Below are 23,670 nucleotides of genomic sequence, written 5' to 3' on the forward strand. Positions count from 1 at the left end.
GGTCAGCCGTCGTCCTTCTGGCCGCCCGAGTCCAGCAGCAGCGTCTCCACCTCGCCCACGCCCCACCCGTACGCCATCTTGTGCACCTCCAGCACGAAGAACGACTCGGTGGAGATGACGCCCTCCATCAGATGCATCCGCTCGTTCACCAGATCCGTGAAGTGGTCGGTGTCCCGGCAGATGACCTCGGCCATCACGTCGTACTGACCCGCCGTCATGATCACGTACGAGGTCTCGGGGAGTTCGCGCAACCGGCGGCAGACCTCGCGGGTCATCCCCGGGCGGACCTTGAGGCCGATCATCGCGAACCGGTCGAAGCCGATGGTCAGCGGATTGGCGATACCGACGATCTGGAGGACGCCGTTCTCCTCCAGCCGCTGCACCCGGTAGCGGACCGAGGACGCCGGGATGCCGAGATCCTCCGCGATCTGGCTGTACGCGCGCCGCCCGTCGGCCTGGAGGATGGCGATGATGCGCCGGTCGATGTCGTCGAGCGGATGGCCGCCCTGCTGTGCCGTGGAACCCATGGCCCCATCATTCCTCGCCCGGCTCATGAGTCGAAGCCGAGGCCCAGCCGGTCCAGCGTCCGCAACCACGTGTTGCGTACGCCCACTTCGTCCTCGCGGGCCAGCGAGGCGCGGGTGGCCTGGATGCCGAGCCAGCGCACCGGCTCCGGCGGGAACGGGACGGGCGGGCGGCGGATCATCGCCGGGCTGGTCGCCTCGGTACGACGACCCGCGAGCAGGTCCAGCATCACGGTGGCGCCGTAGCGGGTGGCGCCGACGCCGAGGCCGGTGAAGCCGAGCGCGTAGGAGACCCGGCCCCTGGCCGCCGTACCGGCGAACATGCAGAACCGGGTGGTGGAGTCGATGATCCCGCCCCAGGCGTGGCTGAACGACACGTCCGCGAGGGCGGGGAAGGCGTCGGCGAACTGTCCGGCGAGGGTCTCGAAGGTGGCGGCGCGCTGGGTGAGCGCGTCGTCGGTGCGGCTGCCGTAGTGGTAGATGGCGTCGTAGCCGCCCCACAGGACGCGTCCGTCGTCGGTCTTGCGCAGATAGTGGAACTGGTTCCCGGCGTCGGTGATGCCGTGCGCGCCGGTCCAGCCGACCGCTGCGAGCTGTGCGTCGGTGAGGGGCTCGGTGACCAGGGCGTAGTCGTAGACCGGGACCATGCTCAGGGACAGCCGGCGCAGCAGCGGGCGGTAGATGTTGGTGGCGAGGGCGACCCGGCCCGCCCGGACCTCGGCGTACGGGGTGCGCAGCCGGACCGGGCCGCGCGGGCGGGTGTCCAGGGCCTGGACCTCGGTGTGTTCGGCGATCCGCACGCCCTGGTCGAGACAGGCCCGGCGCAGGCCCCACACCAGACGGGCCGGGTCGAGCAGGGCGTAGTCCGGGCTCCACAGTCCGGCCGACCACAGCGGGGAGTCGACGTAGTCGCGCAGGGCGTCCCGGTCCAGGAGGGTCGCGGGTTCGCCGTGGGCGTGGGCGAGGCGGGCGGCGTCGGCGAGGGCGCGGGCCTGCCAGTCGGTGGCGGCGACGGTGACCTTGCCGGTGCGGGCGAAGCCGCAGTCGATGCCGTAGGTCTCCAGGTCGCGCGCGAAGGCGTCGAAGTTGGCGGCGCCCAGGCGCTGGAGGAGCCCGATCTCGCGGGGCCAGCGGGTGACGCCGTTGGCCAGGCCATGGGTGAGGGAGGGGGAGCAGAAACCGCCGTTGCGTCCGCTGGCGGCGTGGCCGCAGGTCCGCTGCTCCAGCAGCAGGACGTCCAGCTTGGGGAAGCGGCGCTTGGCGAGCAGCGCGGTCCACAGCCCGGTGTACCCGCCGCCGACCACGGCCAGATCGCAGCGCGTGTCCTCGGTCAGCCGGGGCGCCGCCCCGGGACTCCCGGGCCGGTCCAGCCAGTACGGCACGGGCGCCGCGCGGCGCAGCCGGGTGCGGGGGTCGGCCGGGTGCGGGGTCTCGGGGGCGGAGGTCATGGGCTCCTCACTGCGCAGGGGGGATGGGGGGAGGGGGCGCGCCGGTGTCGGCGCGCCCCCGGTGTCCGTCAGAGGCTGATGACGCCCGTGCGGGTGTCGGTCATGTCCATCAGCGTCCACTTGCCGCCGATCCGGCCCCAGCCGGTGCCGCGGGCGCCCGCGCCGCCGAACGGCATGTTGATGTCCCACCAGTTGTTGGACTCGTTCACGATCACCTGGCCGACCTCCATCTCCTCCATGAACCGGAACGCGGACTTCATGGAGCTGGTGAAGACCGCGCCCTGGAGGCCGAGGGCGTCGTCGTTGGCGATCCGCAGCAGGTCGTCCTCGTCGCGGCCGGTGATGATCGGGACGACCGGGCCGAAGGACTCCTCACGGGACAGCAGACTGTCCTCGGGCACCCGGTCGACCACGGTGAACTCGTAGTACAGATCGGTCGGCATCCCGCTGCGGCGACCCCCGCCGAGCAGGATCTCGGCGCCGCGCTCCCGGGCGTCGGCCATGTGGCGGTCCATCTTGGCGGCGACGCCCTCGTTGTTGAGCGGGCCGAGGACGGTCTTGTCGTCCAGCGGGTCGCCGAGCAGCACCCGCTCCGACTCGCGCAGCACGGCGGCGACGAACGCGTCATGGACGTCGGTGTGCACCACGACCCGCTCGGTGGCGCAGCAGACCTGTCCGGCGCACGGGTAGGCGCCGTCGACGGCGGCCTTCGCGGCGGCGTCGAGGTCGGCGTCGGCGAGGACGACGAGGGGGCCGTTGCCGGAGCACTCCATCAGGGAGCGCTTGAGCCCGGCGGCGGCGGTGATCTTCGCGCCGGTCGCGGAGGAGCCGATGAAGCCGATGGCGTGGATGCCGGGGTGGCGCACCAGGGCGTCACCGAACGGGCCGTCGCCCGGCAGGATGTTGACCAGGCCCTCCGGGAGCCCGGCGGCGGCGACCGCCTCCATGGCCTTCAGCACGGTCAGCGGGGTGTTGGCCGGGGGCTTGACGATCAGGGCGTTGCCGGTGGCGAGACCCGGGGCGGCGAACTCCGCGAACATCAGCAGCGGGAAGTTCCACGGCGTGATGATCGCCCAGGTGCCGACCGGCCGGTGGAAGGTGAACATCTTCTTGGAGTTGTCCCGGGACAGCAGCGTCTCGCCGTTGAGCCGCACCGCGTCCTCGGCGTGCAGCCGGAAGAGCTGGGCGGTCTCGGTGACGTCCGCGACCGATTCGGCGAGCGGCTTGCCCTGCTCCAGGGTCTGGAGACGGGCCAGTTCGTCGCGGCGCCGGTCGATCTCGTCGGCGATGCGGTGACAGGCCGCGGCCCGGTCCCACACATTGACCCCGGCCCATGCGCGCTGCGCCCGGTGCGCGGCCTCGACCGCGGCGTCCAGGTCGGCCGCGACGGGCAGCGGGAACGAGCCGACGCGCTCGCCGGTGGCGGGGCTGATCACGTCGGCGGTCTGGGAACCGGCGCCGTCGGTGAAGCTGCCGTTGATGAAGAGCTGCTGCTCTGCGGTGGTCATGAGGTGAGTGCTCCTCGGTCCGATCCGTGGTCCGTGGTCCGTGGTCCGTTGTCCGTTGTCCGTACCGGCTGTCCGTTCCGACCGTCCGTTCCGGCGTCGTCTGCGGCTGATGATTCATCGGCAGGTTTCTCACGTCAAGACTCACGGATCAGCAAAGCAAAACCTTTCTGATTGCTCATGCGTGCATCTTGACGGGAAATTTTCGCTGGACTTATAAGAATCGGCATGAGCACCTCCGCACAGAGCAGTAGCGGCCCCGACGCCACCGCCACGACGGCGGCCGAGCCGGGCCTCGCCAAGAAGATCCGCTGGTACGACGGCTTCGCGATGTCGCTGACCATGCCCGCGGCCCTGATCGCCTCCCTGGGCGCCTCCATCGGCGGCCTCGGGGCCTGGGGAGCCATCGCCCTGTGGGCGGCCTCCATGGTCCTGGCCACCGCCACCAACTGGATCTACACCGAACTCGCCGCGATGTTCCCGAACTCCTCGGGCGGCATCGCGGCCTACGCGGCGGAGGGCTGGCGCTCCCGCGCCCCCGTCGTCGGCCCGATCGCGAGCATCGGCTACTGGTTCCCCTGGACCACCGCGCTCGCCGTCTACGCGGGCATCATCGGCTCGTTCGTCCAGGCCCAGTGGTTCCCCGGCCAGGACTGGTCGGTCACCCTCGGCCCCGCCGAACTCAGCTTCCCGATCGTGGTCGGCCTCGCGGTGATCCTGCTGCTCTTCGCCGCCACCATGTTCGGCCTGCATGTCGCGATGTGGCTGGTGTACGTCACCGGCGGCGCGCTGCTGATCCCGCTGGCCGTCTTCATCGTGCTGCCGTTCTTCAGCGGCGACTGGAGCGCGGGCGGACTGCACTGGAGCCTGCCCGACGGCATGGGCGGCGTCCGCGAGGCCCTGGTCTGGCTGTACGTCATGGCCTGGACGTCGTTCGGCGTCGAGGTCTGCGCGACCTTCGCCCCCGAGTACAAGGACACCGTCCGCGACACCTCACGCGCCCTGCGCGCCGGAGTCCTGTTCTGCCTGGGCGTGTTCATCCTGCTGCCGCTGGCCCTGTCCGGCTACGTCGGCGAGTCGGCCATCGCCGCCGACCCCACCACGTTCTACGTCGGCGCGTTCCAGGACCTGGTGGGCGGAGCGGCCGACCTGATGGTCGTCTTCCTCATCGCGTCCCTGCTGCTCATCATGATCACCGGCCTCGCCGACGGCTCCCGTGTGCTCTACGAGATGGGCCGCCAGGGGCACACCGTGCGCCAGGTCGGCGTCCTGAACCGGCGGGGCGTGCCCGCCCGCGCGCTGATGGTCGCCCTGCTCCTGAACATCGTCGTCCTGACGGTCCTGAAGACCCCGCTCGCGATCATCGTCACCGGCAACCTCGGGTACATCCTGGTCCACATCCTCGCCATCTCCGGCTTCGCCCTGCTGCGCCGCGACCGCCCCGACGCGCCGCGCCCCATCCGCCTGCCGGGCTTCTTCGTGCCCCTGTCCTGGTTCCTGACGGCCCTGCTGACCCTGATCCTGGTCGTCGGCGCGACGGGCTTCTCCATCACGGGCTACGGCGGCTTCAAGGAACTCGCCATCGCGGTGGGGGTCCTGGCGGTGGCGGTCCTGCTGTGGCTGTACCGGAGGAAGGTCCAGGACCGGAAGGAGTGACAAGGGAGTGAGAACGGCCCCCACCGGGCGTGGCGGGGGTGTGGGGTGGTGCGTGCGCCCTCTCGTACGGTGGCGCGCATCCCGACCCCGGGCCGTCGCCGCATCCGGTCCCGGGACGCGGGTAGGACGGCGGTAGATTCCGTCCCGGCGGTGCGCAGGGTGTGCCGTGCGGGGGTCCTGCGGGGGTGGGGATGGGCGTACGTACGGGCGCGGAGCCGTCGTACCACGGCGACGGCGGGGCCGGGCGGTGGCAGTGGGTCCGGGTGGCCGTCCCCGCGCTGTGCCTGGCGCTGCTCGCCGGGCTCTGGGCGTGGTGGCCGGACGGCCCGCACACCCCCGCCACGGCACCCGGCCCGACCGCCCGGCCGGTCGTCGGCTGGCAGGTGGCCGCCACCGGAGGGCGCTACGACGAGGGCCCCGGCGCCTGGGGCGTCGGCGACACGGTGGTGCAGGGCAGGCGCGACGGACTCTTCGCGTACGCCGCCGGGGACGGCGCCGTCCTGTGGACCGTGACGCCGCCCCGGCACGCCACGGTCTGCGCCATGAGCCCCGGTGTCGTCCAGGGCGTCGGCCTGGTCGCGTTCGGGCGGCGCGGGCGGCCCTGCGCGACCCTCGTCGCCGTCCGCGCCGCCGACGGCACGGAGGTGTGGCGCCGCACCCTGACCGGCGGCGGGCTGGTCACCGGCGGACTCGCCGTCGGCGGCGCCACCGGCTCCACCGTCGTGACCGCCGAGCCCGAGGCCGTGCGCGCCCGGTCCGCCGAGACCGGTGCGCAGCGCTGGTGGCGGGGCGTCCCCGACGACTGCGCGCCCCGCGCGCTCGGCGCCGACACCGACCGCACCCTGCTCGTGGAGCAGTGCGGCACGCGCGCCCGGCTGATCGCCCTCGACACCCGTACCGGCGGACAGCGCTGGGTACGGGCGCTGCCCGTCGGGACCCCGGAGGTCACCGCCGCCGTGGTGTCCGCGACGCCGGCGGTGCTCGCGCTGTCCGAGGAGGACCCGCGCGGCACCCGGGCGTACCTCGGCTTCGACGGACGGGGCCGCCGCACGGCGACCGTTCCGCTGTCGGGACCCGGCGGGGAACTGGTCGCACCCGACGGGGTGTGGGCCGGTACCGGCGCGGAGAGCCCGCCCCTGGTGGTCGGCGACCTGCTGGTCGCCCTCGTCCGACGCGCCGCGCTCGTCCCGGACTGCGTGGTCGCGTACTCCCTCACCACCGGCCGCGAGGTCTGGGAGCACCGCCCTCGGGGGCTCACCACCAGTGCCCTCGCCCGGGAGCCGGACGGCCGGATCGGGGTCCTCGCGGCCACGCCCGGCGGCGGCGCCCTGATCGTCCTGCTGGGCACGGACGGAGCGGAGCAGGGCCGGGTCGCGCCGCAGGACACCGGGACCGCCGCGCTGTCGATACGCCCGCAACTGCTCCCGGTGACGGAGGGCCATGTGGTGGTGAACCATCTGTCCATGAGCGGGGAGCCCGGGGTGTTCTCGCTGCGGTAGAAGGGCTCTGCGAGGATGCGGCCATGTATGACGATGACCGGATCGACGAGGGCGTCCCCGCGCCGCTCGCCGCGCTGCTGCGGGACCCCGACGACCCCCGCCCGGTGCGGATCGTCCCCTGTGTCTGCGCCGGATGCGGCGGCCGGACGTTCACCGCGCTGGTCGGCGAGTCCGCGGCGGCGCGGGAGTGCGCGGGCTGCGCCCGCCGTGCGTTCATCGCGGACAGCGAGGAGTACTGGGGCCCGGAGTTCTGGGAGGAGGAGGGCGAGCCCGGCCGGGCCGGATGCCCCTGCGGGGGCGAGGAGTTCGAGGCCGCGGTCGCCTTCTCGGTCGACGGCGACGGAGCGGTCCGCTGGGTGACCCTCGGGCTGCGCTGTGTCGCGGACGGGGACTGCGGGGTCTACGCCGACTGGAAGATCGACTATCTGCCGACGGACCATCTGTTCGCCCTGGTCTAGAGCACATCACTCCGGTCTACGGCTTGTCACCCCGGTCCACGCGGGCCGTGTTCCCCTCCGTGCCCCACCACAGATCCGCGTCCGGGGCCGCCCCGCTCCCGGCGCGCAGGGCCGTGACCGCGACGGTGCGCAGGGTCCGCGGGTGGAGCAGGGCCGCCGGGCCCCGGGTCATGTGCATCACGGCGAGGAACCGGCCGAAGACGTCCGGGTCCGCGGCCATCGCGCGCTGCACGGTCGTCAGGACGGCGGCCGTCGCCCGGTTCCCCGGCGTCGGTCCCTGCTGCCAGCCCCGGTCCTGTGCCGTGGACATCAGCCAGGGGCGCCGGGTCAGCGCCGCCAGCCGCCGCTGGAACGCCCCCGCGAAGCCCGGCCCGGCCCGCAGCGCCGCGCGCAGCAGCTCCGCCTCCATCGCGGCCACGCCCATGCCCTGTCCGTACAGCGGGTTGAACGCGCACACCGCGTCGCCGAGCGCGATCAGGCCGTCCGGCCAGTGGGGGAGCCGGTCGTAGTGGAGACGGCGGTTGGCGCAGTGCGCGTAGGGGCGGGGCGCGGACAGCGGGGTGAGCTGGTCCAGCAGCTCCGCGAGAGGAGTGCGCAGGGTCGCCGCGAAGGCGGTGAAGCCCTCGGCGGTGTGCGGTGGATGGTCGCCGTCGGCGCCCTGGAGGGTGACCAGCAGCCGGTCCCCCTCGATCCGGGTGGCCATGAAGCCCCGGCGGGCGCCCGGCGCCTGCACCAGCTCCATCGCGGCGGCCCACGGCGGGGTGTCGGGGCCGGGCGCCGCGTACAGCCGTGAGGCGTAGCCGACGCGGGCGTCCACCACCGTCTCCGGGACCGGCGGCAGCCCGAGCGCGGCCAGCCAGGCGGGCAGCCGCGAGGTCCGTCCGGTGGCGTCCACGACCAGGTCAGCGGTCGGGTCTGCGGTCGGGTCGGACGTCGGGTCCGCGGTCGAGTCGGGCGTCGGGTCGAGCGGGCCCCGTCCGCGGGTGCGGACCCCGGTCACCCGGCGGGGTCCGCCGGTCAGACCGGTCACCTGGACGCCCGTGGTGATCGTGACGCCCGGCAGGTCCGCCACCCGGTCCCGCAGCAGCGTCTCCAGCAGCGGGCGGCTGAAGGTCTGGAGCCCAATCCCGGTCGCCGTCCGCGGCGACCAGCCGTCCGGGAAGCGGAACGCCACGATCTCCCCGAAGTCCCCACCGTGCGCCCCCGCCGCCGTCAGCGCCGCCCGCAGCCCCGGGAACAGTTCCTCCATCACCAGCGCGCCCCGCGCGGTCAGCCCGTGGACATGGTGGCCCTGCGGCACCCCGGGCCGCTGCCCCGACCCCGGCGCCACCGTGTCCCGTTCGAGGATCTCCACCCTGCGGTAGCCGTCCGCGAGGACCCGGGCCGCCAGCAGCCCCGCGATCCCCGCGCCCACCACCAGCGCCCGCCCCGCCGGTCGATCGGGACGGCGGGACGCCAGAAGCCGGGCGGCGGCCATGTCAGGGGCCGGTCAGCAGATCGGTGACGAACGCGGGCTCGCCCGCCGGCACCGGCCGCGCATAGCGCAGACACGCCCGGCTCCAGTGCAGATAGCCGCTCATCGCGGTGCGCAGCGTGTCGACCAGCAGCGCGGTCGCCGTACCGTCGGGGCCGGGCGGACCGCCGCCGCGCAGGGTCCGCTCCAGCGCCTCGAACTCCGCGCACCACTCGTGCACCAGCCGCTGGATCTCGGCCAGCGCGGCTTCCCGGCCACCGCCCTGCTCCCGCTCCACCACCAGCACCAGATTGTGCGGATCGCCCCGGGACTCCTCCTTCTCCACCGAGTGCACATCGTTGAGGGTGTCCACCACGTCCGCCGTGATCAGCAGCATCCGCTGCACGGACGCGTCCGCGTAGAGCCCGTCCGGGGCCTCGAAGCCGTACGCCTTCTGGCTCACGTCCAGCATCGCGTGGACGAAACCGGAGCGGCGGCGCAGCGCGAAGTACTCGGCGCGGGTGGGCGCGTGGCGCCGCGCCCGGTTCCCGGCCTCCTCCGCGTAGGCCATCACGTACCACCACCAGTAGCGCCCGGTGCGCGTCAGCCACGCGGGCGACGCGTCCCGGGCGAGCCGCCGCCAGACGTCGGCGAAGGCGTCGACCAGCGCTCCCGCGCGCGGTGGCGGGGTGCCGCCCGTGGCGATCACCGTGGTGAAGTCCCGGCAGGCCGCCGCGACCAGGTCGGGCCGGTCGGCGAGCGGTCCGTCGAACTGGTCGTCCAGCGCGGTGGCCACCACCACCGCGTCCACCGCCAGATCCAGCGGCGGGCCGATCGCCCGGGGCACCCACGCGGCCATCAGCCCGGCGATGTCCCAGCGCAGGAAGCGCCGTTCGTCGACCGGGTGGGTGAGCAGGCCCCGGCGGCGGGCCCAGTCCAGGCTGCGGCGCCGGGCCCCGTCCACGTCCGGGCTGACCTCCACCGTGAAGGGGAGGTGGAACACGGTGTCCTGCGGCATGGGGGGTACCTGCCCCACGGGCGGCCGGTCAGACGGTCGGAACATCGATCTGGCGACAAATCGCCGCCATGTCGTCGAGCGGACGTATGACCGGCCGGTGTCGGCACCCTCCCCCCGCCCGTCCCTCACAGCAACTGCGACACCGCCCGGTGGGCCGCGTCGAACGCCGCCTGGGTGTAGCCGAAGCCCTCCGCGTCGGAGTTGGCGATGGTGATCCGGCCCACCGGGCGGCGCGCCTTGGCGTAGGGGCGCTCGGCCTCGGGGCGGAACAGGTGCGGGTCGTCGAGGGAGTTGTACTCGTAGGCGTAGCCGTGCGCCCACCGGTTCACGGTGATCGCGGTGATGTCCCGGGCCGGGTCGAAGCCGTACGCGGACAGCGAGCGGGCCATCGAGTCGCGGATCTCCCGCTCGAAGTCCTCGAACGGCATCCGGATCAGCTGCCGCCGCCCCGCCTTGTGCTGCTCGCGGCAGATCAGTCCGGGCTGGTTCGGGGTCGCCGACAGGGACACAACGGTGGGCTGGTCGGGGCGGCGCGGCATCTTGAAGTCGCCGATCTCGGTGACCGTGGGCAGCCCGAAGCTGCTGAAGAACCGCGACGGTGTGCTGACCCGGGACACCCGGGCCCGCGCGAACGGCTGCCAGTCGCGCAGCGCCACCCGCGCGTACACCAGCGGCACCTTCACGCCGTAGCGCATCGCGTCGACCTGGTCGGCGGACAGCTCCGGCATGACGTACGAGGCGACCGAGTTCCAGCAGGCCATCACCACGCCCTTGGCGCGGACCTGGTAGCTGCGCCCGCCCTTGGAGTACTGGATGTCGACCCCGCGCCGCCCGTCGTTGCGGACGCTGTACGCGGTGCTGGCCAGCCGGATGCGGACCTGGTTGCCGGGCCGGTCGAGCCGTCCGTAGTCCGCCTTCGCGGTGACGATCTCCCGCCAGTCGGGGCGCCGCTCGTCGAACGCGTCCGGGATCAGCCGGCTGACCAGCAGCCGGGCGAGGGCCGCGTTGCCCTCGGGGAAGTAGAAGTAGCCGTCCTCGTCGGTCTCGCTGAGCTGCATGAGCGGGGTGAACCCGGCGCCCGGCCACGCGCTGTGCGTGAGGCCCAGCCCGTTGAAGCCCGGCTGCCCGGTCGCCCAGGCGTCCGCCGCCGCGACCCGGTCGACATTGACGCCCCACAGCCCGTTCGTGCCCCGCTTGACCACCTCCAGCGCGTCGGTGTCCAGCCCGATCTTCTCCCGCAGATACGTCTCGTACGGGGTGCGCGCGAGGATCTCCTTCTTCTGCGCGTCGGTGAGCCCCGGGTAGAAGTCCTCGGTGGTGGTGTACAGCCGGACCAGCGCCGCCCGGCTCGCCGCCCCCATCGGCAGCTTGGTGACGTACGACGCCCAGGACTCGCCCGACTCCCGGATCACCAACTGGTCCTTGCCCCAGCGCTCCCGGTCGAACAGCGTGGCGCTGCGCAGCGCGTACGGGGCGTACGCGTCGGTCTTGACCGTGGCCTCCAGCGCCTTCAGATCGACGCCGAGGTCCTTGGTGAGCAGATCGCGCGAGGCGCGGGTCCAGGTGCTGGGGGTGTCGATGTTGACGGTGCCGCCGTTGGAGAGCAGCAGACTGCGGCCGACCTGGAACTCATTGCGGCGGGCGTGGCCGCCGAAGTCGTCCAGGGCGTCCAGGATCAGCACCTTGGCGTGCCGCCCGGCGTGCTTGCGGTACAGGTGGGCGGCGGCCAGCCCGCTCAGTCCGGCCCCGACCACGACCAGGTCGTACGACTCCCCGGTGCGGTCGATCTTGCCGGGGTCGAAGGTGCCGCCGCGTACGGCGTGCGCCACGTCGTAGGAGCCCTGGCCCTGTCCCTTGAGGCCGGTTTCGGTCGGCGGGTACGGGGGCTTCGGGCCGTGTCCGTGCCCATGTCCATGTCCGTGGCCGTTCCCATGGCCGTGCCCGTTGCCGTTCCCGTTGCCGCCGGACGTGGCCGGGGACGCCTGGGCGATCCCGGGGAGCGCGGTGGCGGCGGCGACCGCGGCCGTGCCGACCGCCACGCCGTCGATGAAGTCGCGGCGGGTGATGCGCCGCCCCATACCGAGTTCACGATCACTGAAACCGGACATGCCAGTCCTCCACGCATGAGTGCGAAATCCGGAGACGTGGGGGGTGATCGAGATCTAAACAGTCGTTCAAGCAATAGGTAAGTGCGAAATTCGTTGGAAATTGGGAATCTTGATGCGGATTCAGTTGTGTTCTACAGGTGTATGGCTGTGGGAGCGCTGTGCCGCGTCCGCTCTCATGCGGCGTCAATTCATCAGGTGGCGCGGGGGAGCGGGGCGGTCGGGACGTCCGGGGGACCGGCCGCCCGTCGTCCCCATGGGCGTCGGCCGACGGCCGATCCGCACCACCGGTCCGCCCCCACGCCACCTGCGCGTTCGCGCGGGCACGGCCGGAAAACACCGCCCTGGGTCGGCCTTCGGCGACGAAATCGACATAGCTGCGGCAATGCGGTCGAAGCGTGGTGCGCGGTGCGGGGTGGTGGTGGGGTCAGCTCCCGGCGCCGCACGGACCGGCCTCATGTGGGCCGGTCTCATCTGGGCCGCCGTCATGTGTGCCGCTCTCCTGTGGGCCGCTCCTGTGCGGGCCGCCGTCACACGGGCCGCCGTCGTGCGTGCCGCTGTCACGCGGACCGGTCTCATGTGGAGCCGTCTCATGCGGACCGGTCTCGCGCGGGCCGCTGTCACACGGATTGGCCTCGCGCGGGCCGCTCGCGTGCGGACCGGCCTCGCGTGGATCGTCGTCGTGCGGGCCGCCGCCATGCGTGCGGCTGTCGCGCGGACCGGTCTCATGTGGAGCCGTCTCATGCGAACCGGCCTCATGTGGGCCTCCGTCACGTGGACCCCTCTCACCCGGACCGCCCCCGCGCCCCCCGGTGTTGAGTCGGGCCGCGCGGCGGGTCAGGTGGTCGCGTTCGGCGGATGTCGTTGCCCGGTCCGCCGCCTCCGTGTAAAGGCGTGCCGCCAGTACCGTGTTCCCGGCGCGCTCGTGCAGATGTGCGGCCACCGCCCGGTGCCGGGGGAGTGTCTCGTCCAGCTCCGCCAGCGCCGCGAGCCCCGCGCGCGGACCGTCCGCCTCGCCCACCGCCACCGCCCGGTTCAGCCGGACGACCGGACTGCCCCCGGTCAGCCGCACCAACTCGTCGTACCACTCCACGATCTGCGGCCAGTCCGTCTCCTCGGCCCTCGGGGCGTCCGCGTGCAGCGCCGCGATGGCCGCCTGCGCCTGGAACTCACCGAGCCGGTCCCGCGCCAACGCCGCCTGGAGCACCCCGATGCCCTCCGCGATCGCCGCCGTGTCCCACCGGGCCCGGTCCTGCTCGGCCAGCGGCACCAGCGCCCCGTCCGGCGCGGTCCGCGACGCCCGCCGGGCCTGGTGCAGCAGCATCAGCGCCAGCAGCCCCGACACCTCCGGATGGTCGATCACCGCCCGCAGCCGCCGGGTCAGCCGGATCGCCTCCGCCGCCAGGTCGACATCGCCCGAATAGCCCTCGTTGAAGACGAGGTACAGCACCCGCAGCACCGTGGCCACATCACCGGGCCGGTCAAGGCGCACCCCGGCGACCGTCCGCTTGGCCCGGCTGATCCGCTGCGCCATCGTCGCCTCCGGCACCAGATACGCCCGCGCGATCTGCCGGGTCGTCAGCCCGCCCACCGCCCGCAGCGTGAGCGCCACCGCCGACGACGGGCTCAGCGACGGATGCGCGCACAGGAAGTACAGCCACAGCGTGTCGTCCACACCGGACGCCGGACCCGGCGGCGGCTCCGCCGCCAGCCTCTCCAACCGCTCCTCCCGGCGGCGCCGGGCCGCGTCCGCCCGGCTCGCGTCCAGGAACCGCCGCCACGCCACCGCCACCAGCCACCCCTTGGGGTCCCGGGGCGGCTCGGACGGCCACACCCGCACCGCCTCCACCAGCGCGTCCTGCACCGCGTCCTCCGCCGCCGCGAAGTCCGCCCCGCGCCGGACGAGGATGCCCAGCACACCCGGCGTCAGGCTTCTGAGCAGTTCCTCGTCCATCGGCGGGGTCACTCGGCGACGGTGGGCGGCACACCGTAGAACGGCCGCAGCTCCAGCCACTCATGGATCGGCCGGCCGTCCTTGCCCGGCGCCGCCGACAGCTCCCCGGCCAGCTCCACGGCCCGCTCCTGGCTGTCCACGTCGATCACCATCCAGCCCGCGATCAGATCCTTGGTCTCGGCGAACGGCCCGTCGGTGACCGGCGGACGCCCCTCCCCGTCGTAGCGCACCCACATCCCGTCGGGCGCCAGCGCCTGGCCGTCGACGAATTCCCCGGTCTCTTCCAGCCGTGCCGCGAAATCGTTCATGTACGTCACATGCGCCGAGATCTCCTCGGGCGTCCACCGGTCCATCGGTACGTCGTTCACCGCGGCCGGGGCGCCCCGGTAGTGCTTGAGCAGCAGATACTTCGCCATGGTCGGTCTCCTCGCGTTCGCCGACGGCCCGTGTGCCGTCGTGTCTACACCGGGGACGGAGCCGGGCGCCGGATCTCGACATCGGCGTGAACCGTGTTTCACGGACCGGCCCGGGACCCGTGGTGTCGGTGGGTTCTCGTATGCTGCGGGCGATGAACGAGGGTGGGCCCGCCAGACGGGTGATCGATGAGCGCTTCGAGCTGGAGGCCCGGCTCGGCGGCGGAGGCATGGGCACGGTGTGGCGGGCACGGGACCTCGTCCTGGACCGGGCCGTCGCGCTCAAGGAGGTCCGGCCCCCGGACCCGGCGATGGCGGAGTACGACCCCGAGGCCGCCCGGCAACTGCGCGAACGGGTGCTGCGCGAGGCCCGCGCGCTGGCCCGGGTCGACCACCCCAACGTGGTGACCATCCACCATGTGGTCGACGGCGCCGAGCACCCGTACCCCTGGCTGGTCATGGAACTGGTCACCGGCGGCTCGCTCGACGCCCCGCTCGCCCGCGGCCCCATGGCGCCCCGCGAGGTCGCCCGGCTCGGCCGGGAGATCCTCGGCGCGCTGCGCGCCGCGCACGCGGTGGGCATCCAGCACCGGGACGTGAAACCCGCCAACGTGCTGCTGCGCCCCGACGGCCGCCCCGTCCTCACCGACTTCGGTATCGCCGCCATCCGTGAGTCGACGTCCCTCACCGCCACCGGGTCCGTCATCGGCACCCCCGACTACATGGCCCCGGAGCGGATATCCGGCGGCGACGGCGGCCCCGAGTCCGATCTGTGGTCGCTCGCGATGATGCTGTACGTCGCCGTCGAGGGCCACCATCCGCTGCGCCGCGCGACCACCCTCGCCACCCTCGCCGCCGTCCTGCGCGAGGAACTGCCCCCGCCGGTCCGGGCGGGCGCGCTGGGCCCGCTGCTGATCGCCGCCCTCGCCAAGGACCCGGCGCGACGGCCGGACGCGGCCACCATGGACGCGATGCTGGCGCACGCGGAGACGGCCGACGTCCCCGTCCCGGGCGGCTTCGGACCGCCGCCGCCCACCGCCGCGGTCCCCCCGGCCCAGGTGACCTCGTACGCGCTGGCCGCGCCCGCCCCGCAGACCACCGGACCGCACCCCAACCCCTATGCCACCCCCGCCCCCCACCCCTACGGGACGACCGCGCCGGTGGCGTCGCCGTCCGGTGACCGGGACGGCCGTACCCGGCGGCGGATCAGCAGGATCGCCATCCTCTCGTCGATGGTCTCCACGGTCGTGATCGGCTCCCTGGTGTGGGCGTTCCTGCCGAACGACGGCGGCACCGGCGCGGACGCGGCGGAATCGCCGGGTGTGACGGCCAGCGACGGGAGCGGCTCGGGCGAGACCGGCGCCGCCGACGTCCCGGCGGGATCGGACCGCTCCACCGATCCCACGGACTCCGGGGACTCGGGTGGTTCTGGGGGCTCGGACGACGCCCCGTCCGATCTGCTCACCCCGGACGGCATCCGGACCGCCGTGGCCGCCCTCAAGGAGGCCACCGGCACGGACCAGATGAGCAGTCTGTCCGTGTACGCGGAGCATGTCTCGGCCAATGTCATGGTCGACGGCAGCAAGACCCGCTACGACTCCTGGACCTACCGCCCCGGAGAGGGCGCCGAGAAGGGCATCAGCAGCGGCTCGGTGACGTCCATGGAGAGCCCCTTCGACGTGGACGACTTCCGGTGGGACGCCGTCCCCGGCATGTTCGAGCGGGCCGAGAAGGAACTCAACGTCAAGGACATCACCTCGCGCTATCTCCTGGTCAGCGGCGACGACCCCACCTTCGGCGACCCGAAGTCGATGTCGGTCTATCTCTCCAACGACTACCGGCAGAGCGGCTATCTGGAGGCGGACCACACCGGCAAGGTGACCCGGGTGATGCCCAACGAGCAGGAGGACTGACCCGCCTGCCCCTGGCCGGGCGGCCATCGGCTCACGAGGGCTGAGCCGCCCCCTGGCCCGGCGATCACCGGATCACGAGGGCTGGGCCGCCTCCCCGGGCGGGGGGCGATCACCGGATCACGAGGGCTGGACCGCCTCCCCTGGCCGGGCGGCCACCGGATCACGAGGATTGAGCCGCCCCCCTGGCCGGGCGGCCATCGGCTCACGAGGGCTGAGCCGCCCCCTGGCCCGGCGATCACCGGATCACGAGGGCTGGGCCGCCTCCCCGGCCCGGGGGGGGCGATCACCGGATCACGAGGGCTGGGCCGCCACCCCCGGACCGGCGGCCACCGCCTCACCACCCGGTCCGCAGCAGATGGTTGAGCAGCAGTGCCAGCACCGCCTGCGCGGCCAGCCAGGCCCGGGGTCGCGGCAGCAGCGCACAGCACGGCAGCAGCCACACCGCGAACGGCAGCCAGATGCGTTCCGTCTCCGCCTTGCTCATCCCGGACAGATCCGCGATCAGCACGGCCAGCAGCGCACCGGCCACCAGCACGGCGAGCCGCGCCTCACTCCTGTCCCACGGTCCCCTCCACCCGGTGCCGAGCCCCGCCGCCCCCGTCCGGCGCAGCCCCGCCGCCGTCGCCAGCCCCGTGATCAGCACCGTGCAGGCGAGATTGGCCCAGATCCAGTAGCCGTACGGGCGGATGCCGCCCGCGCCCTGGTCGTACCGGACGAGCAGCAGGCGGTACCCCTCCCACCAGTCGAACCCGGCGACGGTGAACAGCGCCGGGACGACCGCGAGCCCCACCGCGAACGGCACCACCAGCAGCGGACGCTCCCGCAGCCCCCGGAACCCGAGCAGCACCACCGCCGCCCCGATCACCGCCATCAGCACCAGACCGTACGAGAGATAGCAGGTCAGCCCGAACAGCAGCCCCGACCCGCCGGCCGCCCACAGCGATCCCCGGGTGAGCGCCAGCGCCAGCAGTGCCACCGCCCAGGCGGCCACCGCCGCGAAGTAGGCGTCGGCCGAGGTGCCCAGCCACACCGCGGCCGGGGCCAGCACCAGGAACGGCGCCGCCCGCCGCGCGAGCCGCTCGCCCGCCAGCGCCCGCACCGCGACCAGCACGGCCACGCACGCCGCCGCCCCGAGCACCACGCACCACATCCCGGCCCAGCCGCCGCCGCGCAGCCCCGCCCGGTCCAGCAGCACGAAGGTGAGGACCGCCGCCGGGGGATGCCCGGCGACATGCGCGGGCCAGTGGTCGGGGGAGCCGCCCAGGATGTGGTCGGTGTAGGTGGCGAGCGCCGCCGGGATGTCATGGAAACGGTCGATGACCTGGAGATACTCATAGCGGGTGGTGAGCCGTCCGGCGATGCCGCGCTGCCAGCCGTCGATCAGGGCCAGCGAGACGATCCAGGCCAGTGAGGTCGCCCAGGCCGCCACGAGCAGCGTCCGCCAGCGCAGCCGGACCGCGAGCGGCGGACCGTACGCCACCACCCCGGCGGCGACCAGGACGGCGGCCGGGGTGCCGGGGCCCACGTGCGGTCCCCAGCGGGCCAGCAGCGGGGGCCAGCTGACGAACAGGGTGTGCGAGGTGGACTGGATGTGACGGCCGATCAGCACGGCGGCCAGCACCAGCAGGGCGGCGATCCCGGCGGCGTACAGATCATGGCGGACGGCGCGGCGCGCCGGGTCCCCGGTGGAGGTGCGCGGGACGTCGGTGTCCGGGCCGGTGGGGGGAGGGGTGCGGTTCACACCGGCACGCTAGGCCGGGCGAGCGGCCGGATGCTGCCGTACGGGCCCGACGTCAGCGTTTCGTCATGGGTCACGCCCCCTTCGGCGGGGTGGCACGGGCCTACGGTCGGCACATGCGAGACGCTCCTCCTCCGCTCCCCTCCCCCTCAGCGCCCGGCTTCTGGCGCAGCCCCGTGCGCTCGGTCCGCTTCACCTCGGTCCTGGGCCTGGTCCTGCTCGCCGGGATCACCGTGCTCTTCCTGACGGGTCTGGTGTCGTACGCCGCCTACAACCCCGATCTGTCGCCGGTCAACGACCAGACGCCGGACAAGGGCCTGCTCGGCTTCTATCTCTTCTCCTGGCCGACCGACCCGCACTGGCTGTACCGGTTCACCCAGGGGCTGCATGTCACCCTCGGCGTCACCCTGATCCCGGTCCTGCTGGCCAAGCTCTGGTCGGTGATCCCCCGGCTGTTCGCCCTGCCCCCGGTGCGCTCCATCGCCCACGCCCTGGAACGGCTCTCCCTGCTGCTCCTGGTGGGCGGCGCGCTGTTCGAGTTCGTCACCGGGGTGCTCAACATCCAGCTCGACTATGTCTTCCCCGGCTCCTTCTACACGCTCCACTTCTACGGGGCGTGGGTGTTCATCTCCGCGTTCGTGGTCCATGTGGTGCTGAAGACGCCGCGGGCGCTGCGGAATCTGCGCCGGATGCGCGACGGGGAGGAGGAGCAGCCGGACGAGCTGGTCGCGCCGCGGCCCGTCGAGCCGACCGTGTCGCGGCGCGGGGCGCTGTGGTTCGTCGGGGGCGGCGCGCTGCTGCTGTTCGCGACCACCGTCGGCCGCAGCTTCGACGGGGTGTTGCGCAACACCGCCCTGCTGGCCCCGCACGGCGGCGGCGACCCCGGCAGCGGCCCCAACGGCTTCCAGATCAACAAGACGGCCTCGTACGCGGGGATCGATCCGGCGGAGACCGGCGCGGACACCTGGCGGCTGGTGCTGACCGGACCGGGCGGCACGGTCCGGCTCAGCCGGGCCGAGCTGGCGCGGCTGCCGCAGCACAGCGCGGCGCTGCCGATCGCCTGTGTGGAGGGCTGGGCGACGTCCGACCAGTGGTGGCGCGGGGTACGGCTCGCCGATCTGGCCGCGCTGGTCGGGCACGGCGGGGCGCCGCCGGACGTGCTGGTGGAGTCGCTCCAGCGGCGCGGCGCGTTCCGGCACGCGGCGCTGCGCGCCAACCAGGTCGCCGATCCGCGCGCCCTGCTCGCGCTGACCGTCAACGGGGAGGACCTGTCCATGGACCACGGCTACCCGGCCCGGGTGATCGTGCCGGCCGCGCCCGGTGTGCTGAACACCAAGTGGGTCGCGCGGATGACGTTCGGGGAGCTGTGATGGGCCACGACCCCACCCGCGCCGGGGCGGAGAAGACCCCGGGCCGCCTCCGGCTGCCGCTCGGCAGCCCGCTCCAGATCCTGCTGCTGGTCTGCTCGTTCGCGCTGGCCGGGTACGCGGGCGTCCGGCTGTTCGCCGGTGACTGGCTCGGTGTGGCGCTGTGGCTGGTGGGGGCGGCGCTGCTGCACGACCTGGTGCTGCTGCCGCTGTACGCGGGCGCGGACCGGGCCCTCGTCGGCGGGCTCGGCGCGCTGGGCCACCGGGACCTGGCGATGTACGTCCGCGTCCCGGCGGCCCTGTCGCTGCTGCTGCTCGTGGTGTGGTTCCCGCTGATCAGCGGCATGGTGTCGGAGGAGCGGTACCGGTCCGCCACGGGGCTGTCCTCGGCGGGACTCCTGACCCGCTGGCTGGTGGTGACGGCGGTGCTGTTCGGCGGCTCGGCGGTGCTGCTGGCGGTACGGGGCCGGCGGACGCGGTCACGCGACGGGGACTGACGGCCCATCGGCTCCAGGCTGGTGGTCGTACGTCGTCCCGGTGCGCAGGGCGACGAAGCGGCGCCCGCCGAACGCCCAGTGGGCGGCGGTCCGCCAGTGCCGGGCCCGGCTCAGCAGCGCTGGGGTCCCGAGCCGGGCCCACGGGAAGGCGGTGCCGGTGGGGCGGGCGGCGCTGAGCGGGACCACCCGGACCCGGCTGCGTTCGTCGACGTCGGCCGGGTCGGTCTCGGCGATGAGCAGTCCGCCGGGGCGCAGCAGCCGGGCGGTCCGGGCGAGCAGCACGTCCGGGTCGCCGCCGATGCCGATGTTGCCGTCCATCAGCAGCACGGTGTCCCAGCGGCCCTCGCCGGGCAGCGGTTCGAACACCGAGCGGCGCAGCGCCTGACCGCCCAGCCCCCGGGTGTGGGCGACCGCGGTGGCGCTGATGTCGATCCCGAGGACGGGGCGGCCCCGGGCGGCGAGTTCGGCGACCAGCCGCCCGGGACCGCAGCCGATGTCCAGGACGGTGCCCTCGCAGCGGTCCAGGACGTCCCGGTCCACCGCGTCGGCCCGCTCGCACCACCGCTCCACCTCCAGCGGCAGCAGCCAGCCGTCCTCGCGGCGCAGGAACAGGGGCCCGTGTCCGGCCCGCAGCGCCGCCGTGTACGGGTCCCCGGGGCCCCCGGGGTCGCCGCCCGACCAGGTGGGCGCGGCCCGGTTCACCGCTCGCCTCCCGTCCGGGTCAGCTCCGCCAGACACGCGGCGAACCGGCCGTGCGGCGCCTCGGCGGCGACCGCGCGGGCGTCGTCGGCGGTGTCGACGTCCCGCAGCCGGGGCAGCTCACGCACCCGCAGCCCGGCCGCCGCCAGCCGCTCCCCCTGCGCCTTGCCGGTCACCGGGGTGGACATCGGGACCCCGCGCAGCAGCGCCGGGTCGGGCACGGCGAGGCCGATCGCCCAGAACCCGCCGTCCTCGGCGGGGCCGAGGTACGCGTCGCAGTCCGCGAAGTCCACGGTGAGCAGCGCGGGCGTGATCTGCGGGGTGTCCATGCCGATCAGCAGGGCCGGTCCGGCGCAGTGCGCGAACGCGTCCGCGAGCCGTTCGTCCAGCCCGCCCGCGCACTGCGCTTGTACGTCGAACCCCGGCGGCAGCCAGCGTCCCGGAGCGCCGTCCAGCATCAGCAGCCGCCGGGACGCGGGCGCCGCGGCCACCGTGTCCAGGGTGTCGGCGAGCGCGGCCTCGGCCAGGGCGGCGGCCTCCCGCGGGGTGAACCGGGGGGTGAGCCGGGTCTTGACCCGGCCGGGGCGGGGCTCCTTGGCGATCACGACGAGGGTGGTCATTCCGCGGCCCCGCCCGCCGGACGGGCCAGCACCCGCCGCATGTCCCGGACGGTCTGCCAGGTGCCGCGCCAGGTGCCGGTCACCTTGGAGACCCCGGTACGCGGCAGATACGGCACGTCGTGCTCCGCGATCCGCCATCCGGCGTCGGCCGCCCGCACCACCATCTCCAGCGGATAGCCGCTGCGCCGGTCGGTGAGACCGAGCCCCAGCAGCGGGACGCGGTGGGCGGCCCGCAGCGGTCCCAGGTCGTGCAGGCGCAGCCCGGTGCGGCGGCGGAGCAGCCGGGCCAGGGCGAGGTTCCCGGCGCGGGCGTGCGCGGGCCAGGCGCCCCGGCCGCGCGGGCGGCGCCGCCCCAGCACCAGATCGGCCGCGCCGGAGCGCAGTTCCGCGACGAACGGGACGAGGAGCGCCGGGTCGAGCGAGGCGTCGCAGTCGCAGAAGCAGACGATGTCGGCGGTCGCCGCCGACAGCCCGGCGTGGCAGGCCGCGCCGAAGCCCCGGCGCTCCTCGCGCACCACGGACGCGCCGAGCGCCCGCGCGATCTGTGCCGAACCGTCGGTGGAGCCGTTGTCGACGACGACCGCCCGCCAGCCGTCCGGGATCCGGGCCAGCACCCACGGCAGCGCCGCGGCCTCGTTCAGACAGGGCAGGACGACATCGACGTCAGGGGGTGCAGCGACCACGCGGTCGTGGGGTGGAGAGGTCACACTGCTCACCCTACGAACGCGAAACGGACATCACGGACTTCCGGACCTTACGAAACGCGGACGTCGAGGCCCGCCGGACCTCCGCCGCACCCGCGTGACCGGCCTCCGGTGTCAGGCTGGGCCCATGCAGCAGCCGTACACAACGGGAGGACCGGGTCCGGCACCGGCGGGCGGACCCGCTCCCGCCCGCACCTCCAGGGTCCTCGTCGTGGACGACGACCCCACCGTCTCCGAGGTCGTCGCCGGATACCTGGACCGGGCGGGCTACACCGTCGACCGGGCCGCCGACGGGCCCGCCGCGCTCGCCCGCGCCACCGCCCACCGGCCCGACCTGGTGGTGCTGGACCTGATGCTGCCCGGCATGGACGGCCTGGAGGTGTGCCGCCGGCTGCGCGCGCACGGACCCGTACCGGTGATCATGCTGACCGCCCGGGGCGACGAGGAGGACCGGGTGCTCGGCCTGGAGATCGGCGCCGACGACTATGTCACCAAGCCGTTCAGCCCCCGCGAACTCGTGCTGCGCGTGGAGTCCGTGCTGCGCCGGACCCGGCCCGGACCCGGCGCCCGGCCGCTCGGCGCGGCGGGCCTCGCCCTCGACCCGGCCGCCCGCCGCGCTGTCAAGCACGGCACCGAACTCGCCCTCACCCTGCGCGAGTTCGACCTCCTCGCGTTCTTCCTCGCCCATCCCGGGCGGGCCTTCAGCCGGGAGGACCTGATGCGGGAGGTGTGGGGCTGGGACTTCGGGGATCTGTCCACCGTCACCGTCCATGTCCGCCGGCTGCGCGGCAAGGTCGAGGACGACCCCGCCCGGCCCCGGCTCATCCGGACCGTGTGGGGCGTCGGCTACCGCTTCGAGGCGGACGCCCCCGCCGCCGACGCCCCTGCTGTCGACGCCCTCGGCGCGGACGACCCCGCCGGTGACGGCTCCCACCCCACCCCCGAAGGCGGCTGACCATGCGTGACACCCTCCTCATCGCCGCCTACGCCTTCGCGGGCGCCGCCGCCTCCGGGCTGGCCGGAGCCGCCGTCCTGCGGGTGATCCGGCGCCGCTCGCTCACCGCGTCCCTGACCGTCGTCGCGGCGGTCGGCGTGGTCGCGATGCTCACCGGCACCCTCGCCGTGGCCTGGGCGATGTTCCTGTCCGCGCACGACCTCACCGTGGTCACCACCGTCGTCGCCATGGCGGCGGCCGTCTCCCTGCTCACCGCGCTGCTGCTGGGCCGCTGGGTGGTCGCCCGCAGCCGGGCGCTGGCCGTCGCCGCCCGCTCCTTCGGTGACGGCGGGGACTTCGCCGCGCCCGCCGGACCGGCCACCGCCGAACTCGAAGCGCTCAGCCGGGAACTGGCCGCCACCAGCGCCCGGCTCGCCGAGTCCCGGGAACGCGAACGCGCCCTGGAGACCTCCCGCCGCGAACTCGTCGCCTGGATCTCGCACGATCTGCGGACCCCGCTCGCCGGACTGCGGGCCATGGCGGAGGCCCTGGAGGACGGTGTCGCCACCGACCCCGACCGCTATCTGACCCGTATCCGCGCCGAGGTCGAACGCCTCGACGGCATGGTCGGCGACCTCTTCGAACTCTCCCGCATCCACGCGGGCACCCTCCCCCTCACCCCGTCCCGGATCTCCCTCTACGACCTGATCGGCGACGCCATCGCGGGCGCCGACCCGCTGGCCCGGCAGCACGGGGTACGGCTGGTCGGCGCGCGGGTCGAGGCGGTGCCGGTGGAGGTGGACGGCAAGGAGATGAGCCGGGTCCTGGGCAATCTGCTGGTCAACGCGATCCGCCGGACGCCCGCCGACGGCACGGTCGCGGTGGCCGCGGAACGCGCCGATGACGGCGAGGTGGTGCTGTCCGTGACCGACGGCTGCGGCGGTATCAGCGAGGAGGACCTGCCCCGGGTCTTCGACACCGGCTGGCGCGGCACCGACGCCCGCACCCCGCCGGCGGGCGCCGGGCTCGGCCTCGCCATCGTCCGCGGCATCGTGGAGGCCCACCAGGGGCGCGCCCGGGTCCACAACATCCCGGGCGGCTGCCGCTTCGAGGTGATCCTGCCGACCGCGCTGTGATCCCCTACGGCACGCTGATCGCCGTCCGG

General features: G+C 74.0%; 19 protein-coding genes and 1 pseudogene. 8 read left to right on the forward strand and 12 right to left on the reverse strand.

Annotated features, from left to right (window positions below; genetic code table 11):
- Nucleotides 1–2 precede the first annotated feature (2 nt).
- From AB0D49_RS36350 to AB0D49_RS36360, 3 genes are all read right to left on the reverse strand, one after another.
- Nucleotides 3–527, reverse strand: a complete 525-nt coding sequence (locus AB0D49_RS36350; RefSeq protein ID WP_362766614.1) for an Lrp/AsnC family transcriptional regulator — start codon at nt 525–527, stop codon at nt 3–5.
- Between the two features lie 23 nt (nt 528–550).
- Entirely contained in the window at nt 551–1,972 is a 1,422-nt protein-coding gene (locus tag AB0D49_RS36355) for an FAD-dependent oxidoreductase (protein WP_362766617.1), read from the reverse strand.
- Between the two features lie 68 nt (nt 1,973–2,040).
- Entirely contained in the window at nt 2,041–3,480 is a 1,440-nt protein-coding gene (locus AB0D49_RS36360) for an aldehyde dehydrogenase family protein (protein ID WP_362766620.1), read from the reverse strand.
- A 225-nt stretch (nt 3,481–3,705) separates the two neighbouring features.
- On the opposite strand from AB0D49_RS36360, the gene AB0D49_RS36365 reads away from it, so the two are divergent.
- The 3 genes from AB0D49_RS36365 to AB0D49_RS36375 all read left to right on the forward strand — a co-directional run bounded on the left by AB0D49_RS36365 (nt 3,706) and on the right by AB0D49_RS36375 (nt 7,090).
- The gene (locus AB0D49_RS36365) at nt 3,706–5,133 is read left to right on the forward strand and encodes an APC family permease (protein ID WP_362766623.1); all 1,428 of its coding nucleotides are present in this window, start codon (nt 3,706–3,708) and stop codon (nt 5,131–5,133) included.
- A 191-nt stretch (nt 5,134–5,324) separates the two neighbouring features.
- The gene (locus tag AB0D49_RS36370; RefSeq protein WP_362766626.1) at nt 5,325–6,632 is read left to right on the forward strand and encodes a PQQ-binding-like beta-propeller repeat protein; all 1,308 of its coding nucleotides are present in this window, start codon (nt 5,325–5,327) and stop codon (nt 6,630–6,632) included.
- Nucleotides 6,633–6,655: 23 nt separating this feature from the next.
- On the forward strand, nt 6,656–7,090 hold the full coding sequence (locus tag AB0D49_RS36375; protein WP_362766628.1) for a hypothetical protein: 435 nt from the start codon (nt 6,656–6,658) through the stop codon (nt 7,088–7,090).
- Nucleotides 7,091–7,106: 16 nt separating this feature from the next.
- Here AB0D49_RS36375 and AB0D49_RS36380 read toward each other — a convergent pair whose 3' ends face one another.
- The 5 genes and pseudogenes from AB0D49_RS36380 to AB0D49_RS36400 all read right to left on the reverse strand — a co-directional run bounded on the left by AB0D49_RS36380 (nt 7,107) and on the right by AB0D49_RS36400 (nt 14,036).
- Nucleotides 7,107–8,567 (reverse strand): NAD(P)-binding protein, encoded by a 1,461-nt coding sequence (locus AB0D49_RS36380; RefSeq protein WP_362766631.1) that lies wholly within the window; start codon nt 8,565–8,567, stop codon nt 7,107–7,109.
- A 1-nt stretch (nt 8,568) separates the two neighbouring features.
- Entirely contained in the window at nt 8,569–9,561 is a 993-nt protein-coding gene (locus AB0D49_RS36385) for a hypothetical protein (protein ID WP_362766633.1), read from the reverse strand.
- A gap of 125 nt (nt 9,562–9,686) precedes the next feature.
- The gene (locus AB0D49_RS36390; RefSeq protein WP_362766636.1) at nt 9,687–11,669 is read right to left on the reverse strand and encodes an FAD/NAD(P)-binding protein; all 1,983 of its coding nucleotides are present in this window, start codon (nt 11,667–11,669) and stop codon (nt 9,687–9,689) included.
- A gap of 799 nt (nt 11,670–12,468) precedes the next feature.
- A pseudogene (locus AB0D49_RS36395) lies at nt 12,469–13,620 on the reverse strand (DUF6596 domain-containing protein); the annotation flags it as partial.
- Nucleotides 13,621–13,628: 8 nt separating this feature from the next.
- The gene (locus AB0D49_RS36400; RefSeq protein WP_362766639.1) at nt 13,629–14,036 is read right to left on the reverse strand and encodes a YciI family protein; all 408 of its coding nucleotides are present in this window, start codon (nt 14,034–14,036) and stop codon (nt 13,629–13,631) included.
- A gap of 152 nt (nt 14,037–14,188) precedes the next feature.
- Here AB0D49_RS36400 and AB0D49_RS36405 point away from each other — a divergent pair, with 152 nt between their 5' ends.
- The gene (locus AB0D49_RS36405) at nt 14,189–15,946 is read left to right on the forward strand and encodes a serine/threonine-protein kinase (protein ID WP_362766641.1); all 1,758 of its coding nucleotides are present in this window, start codon (nt 14,189–14,191) and stop codon (nt 15,944–15,946) included.
- A gap of 334 nt (nt 15,947–16,280) precedes the next feature.
- Here AB0D49_RS36405 and AB0D49_RS36410 read toward each other — a convergent pair whose 3' ends face one another.
- Nucleotides 16,281–17,597 carry a hypothetical protein gene (locus tag AB0D49_RS36410; protein WP_362766798.1) on the reverse strand — a complete coding sequence of 439 codons (1,317 nt, stop codon included), beginning with the start codon at nt 17,595–17,597 and terminating at the stop codon, nt 16,281–16,283.
- Nucleotides 17,598–17,800: 203 nt separating this feature from the next.
- On the opposite strand from AB0D49_RS36410, the gene AB0D49_RS36415 reads away from it, so the two are divergent.
- Nucleotides 17,801–19,054: a molybdopterin-dependent oxidoreductase gene (locus AB0D49_RS36415; RefSeq protein ID WP_362766644.1), complete on the forward strand. Its 1,254-nt coding sequence runs from the start codon at nt 17,801–17,803 to the stop codon at nt 19,052–19,054.
- The gene (locus tag AB0D49_RS36420; RefSeq protein WP_362766647.1) at nt 19,054–19,548 is read left to right on the forward strand and encodes a hypothetical protein; all 495 of its coding nucleotides are present in this window, start codon (nt 19,054–19,056) and stop codon (nt 19,546–19,548) included. Before AB0D49_RS36415 ends, AB0D49_RS36420 begins: the two co-directional genes overlap by 1 nt.
- On the opposite strand, the gene AB0D49_RS36425 is transcribed toward AB0D49_RS36420, so the two are convergent.
- The 3 genes from AB0D49_RS36425 to AB0D49_RS36435 are packed head-to-tail and all read right to left on the reverse strand — an operon-like array spanning nt 19,531 to nt 21,583.
- Nucleotides 19,531–20,250 carry a methyltransferase domain-containing protein gene (locus tag AB0D49_RS36425; protein ID WP_362766650.1) on the reverse strand — a complete coding sequence of 240 codons (720 nt, stop codon included), beginning with the start codon at nt 20,248–20,250 and terminating at the stop codon, nt 19,531–19,533. The genes AB0D49_RS36420 and AB0D49_RS36425 overlap by 18 nt on opposite strands.
- Entirely contained in the window at nt 20,247–20,867 is a 621-nt protein-coding gene (locus AB0D49_RS36430; RefSeq protein WP_362766653.1) for a DUF2064 domain-containing protein, read from the reverse strand. Before AB0D49_RS36430 ends, AB0D49_RS36425 begins: the two co-directional genes overlap by 4 nt.
- Nucleotides 20,864–21,583 (reverse strand): glycosyltransferase family 2 protein, encoded by a 720-nt coding sequence (locus AB0D49_RS36435; protein ID WP_362766656.1) that lies wholly within the window; start codon nt 21,581–21,583, stop codon nt 20,864–20,866. Before AB0D49_RS36435 ends, AB0D49_RS36430 begins: the two co-directional genes overlap by 4 nt.
- A 115-nt stretch (nt 21,584–21,698) precedes the next feature.
- Here AB0D49_RS36435 and AB0D49_RS36440 point away from each other — a divergent pair, with 115 nt between their 5' ends.
- Both AB0D49_RS36440 and AB0D49_RS36445 read left to right on the forward strand, forming a co-directional pair.
- On the forward strand, nt 21,699–22,526 hold the full coding sequence (locus tag AB0D49_RS36440; RefSeq protein ID WP_362766659.1) for a response regulator transcription factor: 828 nt from the start codon (nt 21,699–21,701) through the stop codon (nt 22,524–22,526).
- A gap of 2 nt (nt 22,527–22,528) precedes the next feature.
- Nucleotides 22,529–23,641 carry a HAMP domain-containing sensor histidine kinase gene (locus AB0D49_RS36445; RefSeq protein WP_362766662.1) on the forward strand — a complete coding sequence of 371 codons (1,113 nt, stop codon included), beginning with the start codon at nt 22,529–22,531 and terminating at the stop codon, nt 23,639–23,641.
- The last annotated feature ends 29 nt before the right edge of the window (nt 23,642–23,670 follow it).

The organism is Streptomyces sp. NPDC048290, assembly GCF_040652095.1.
In the GTDB taxonomy this organism is placed as follows: Bacteria; Actinomycetota; Actinomycetes; order Streptomycetales; family Streptomycetaceae; genus Streptomyces.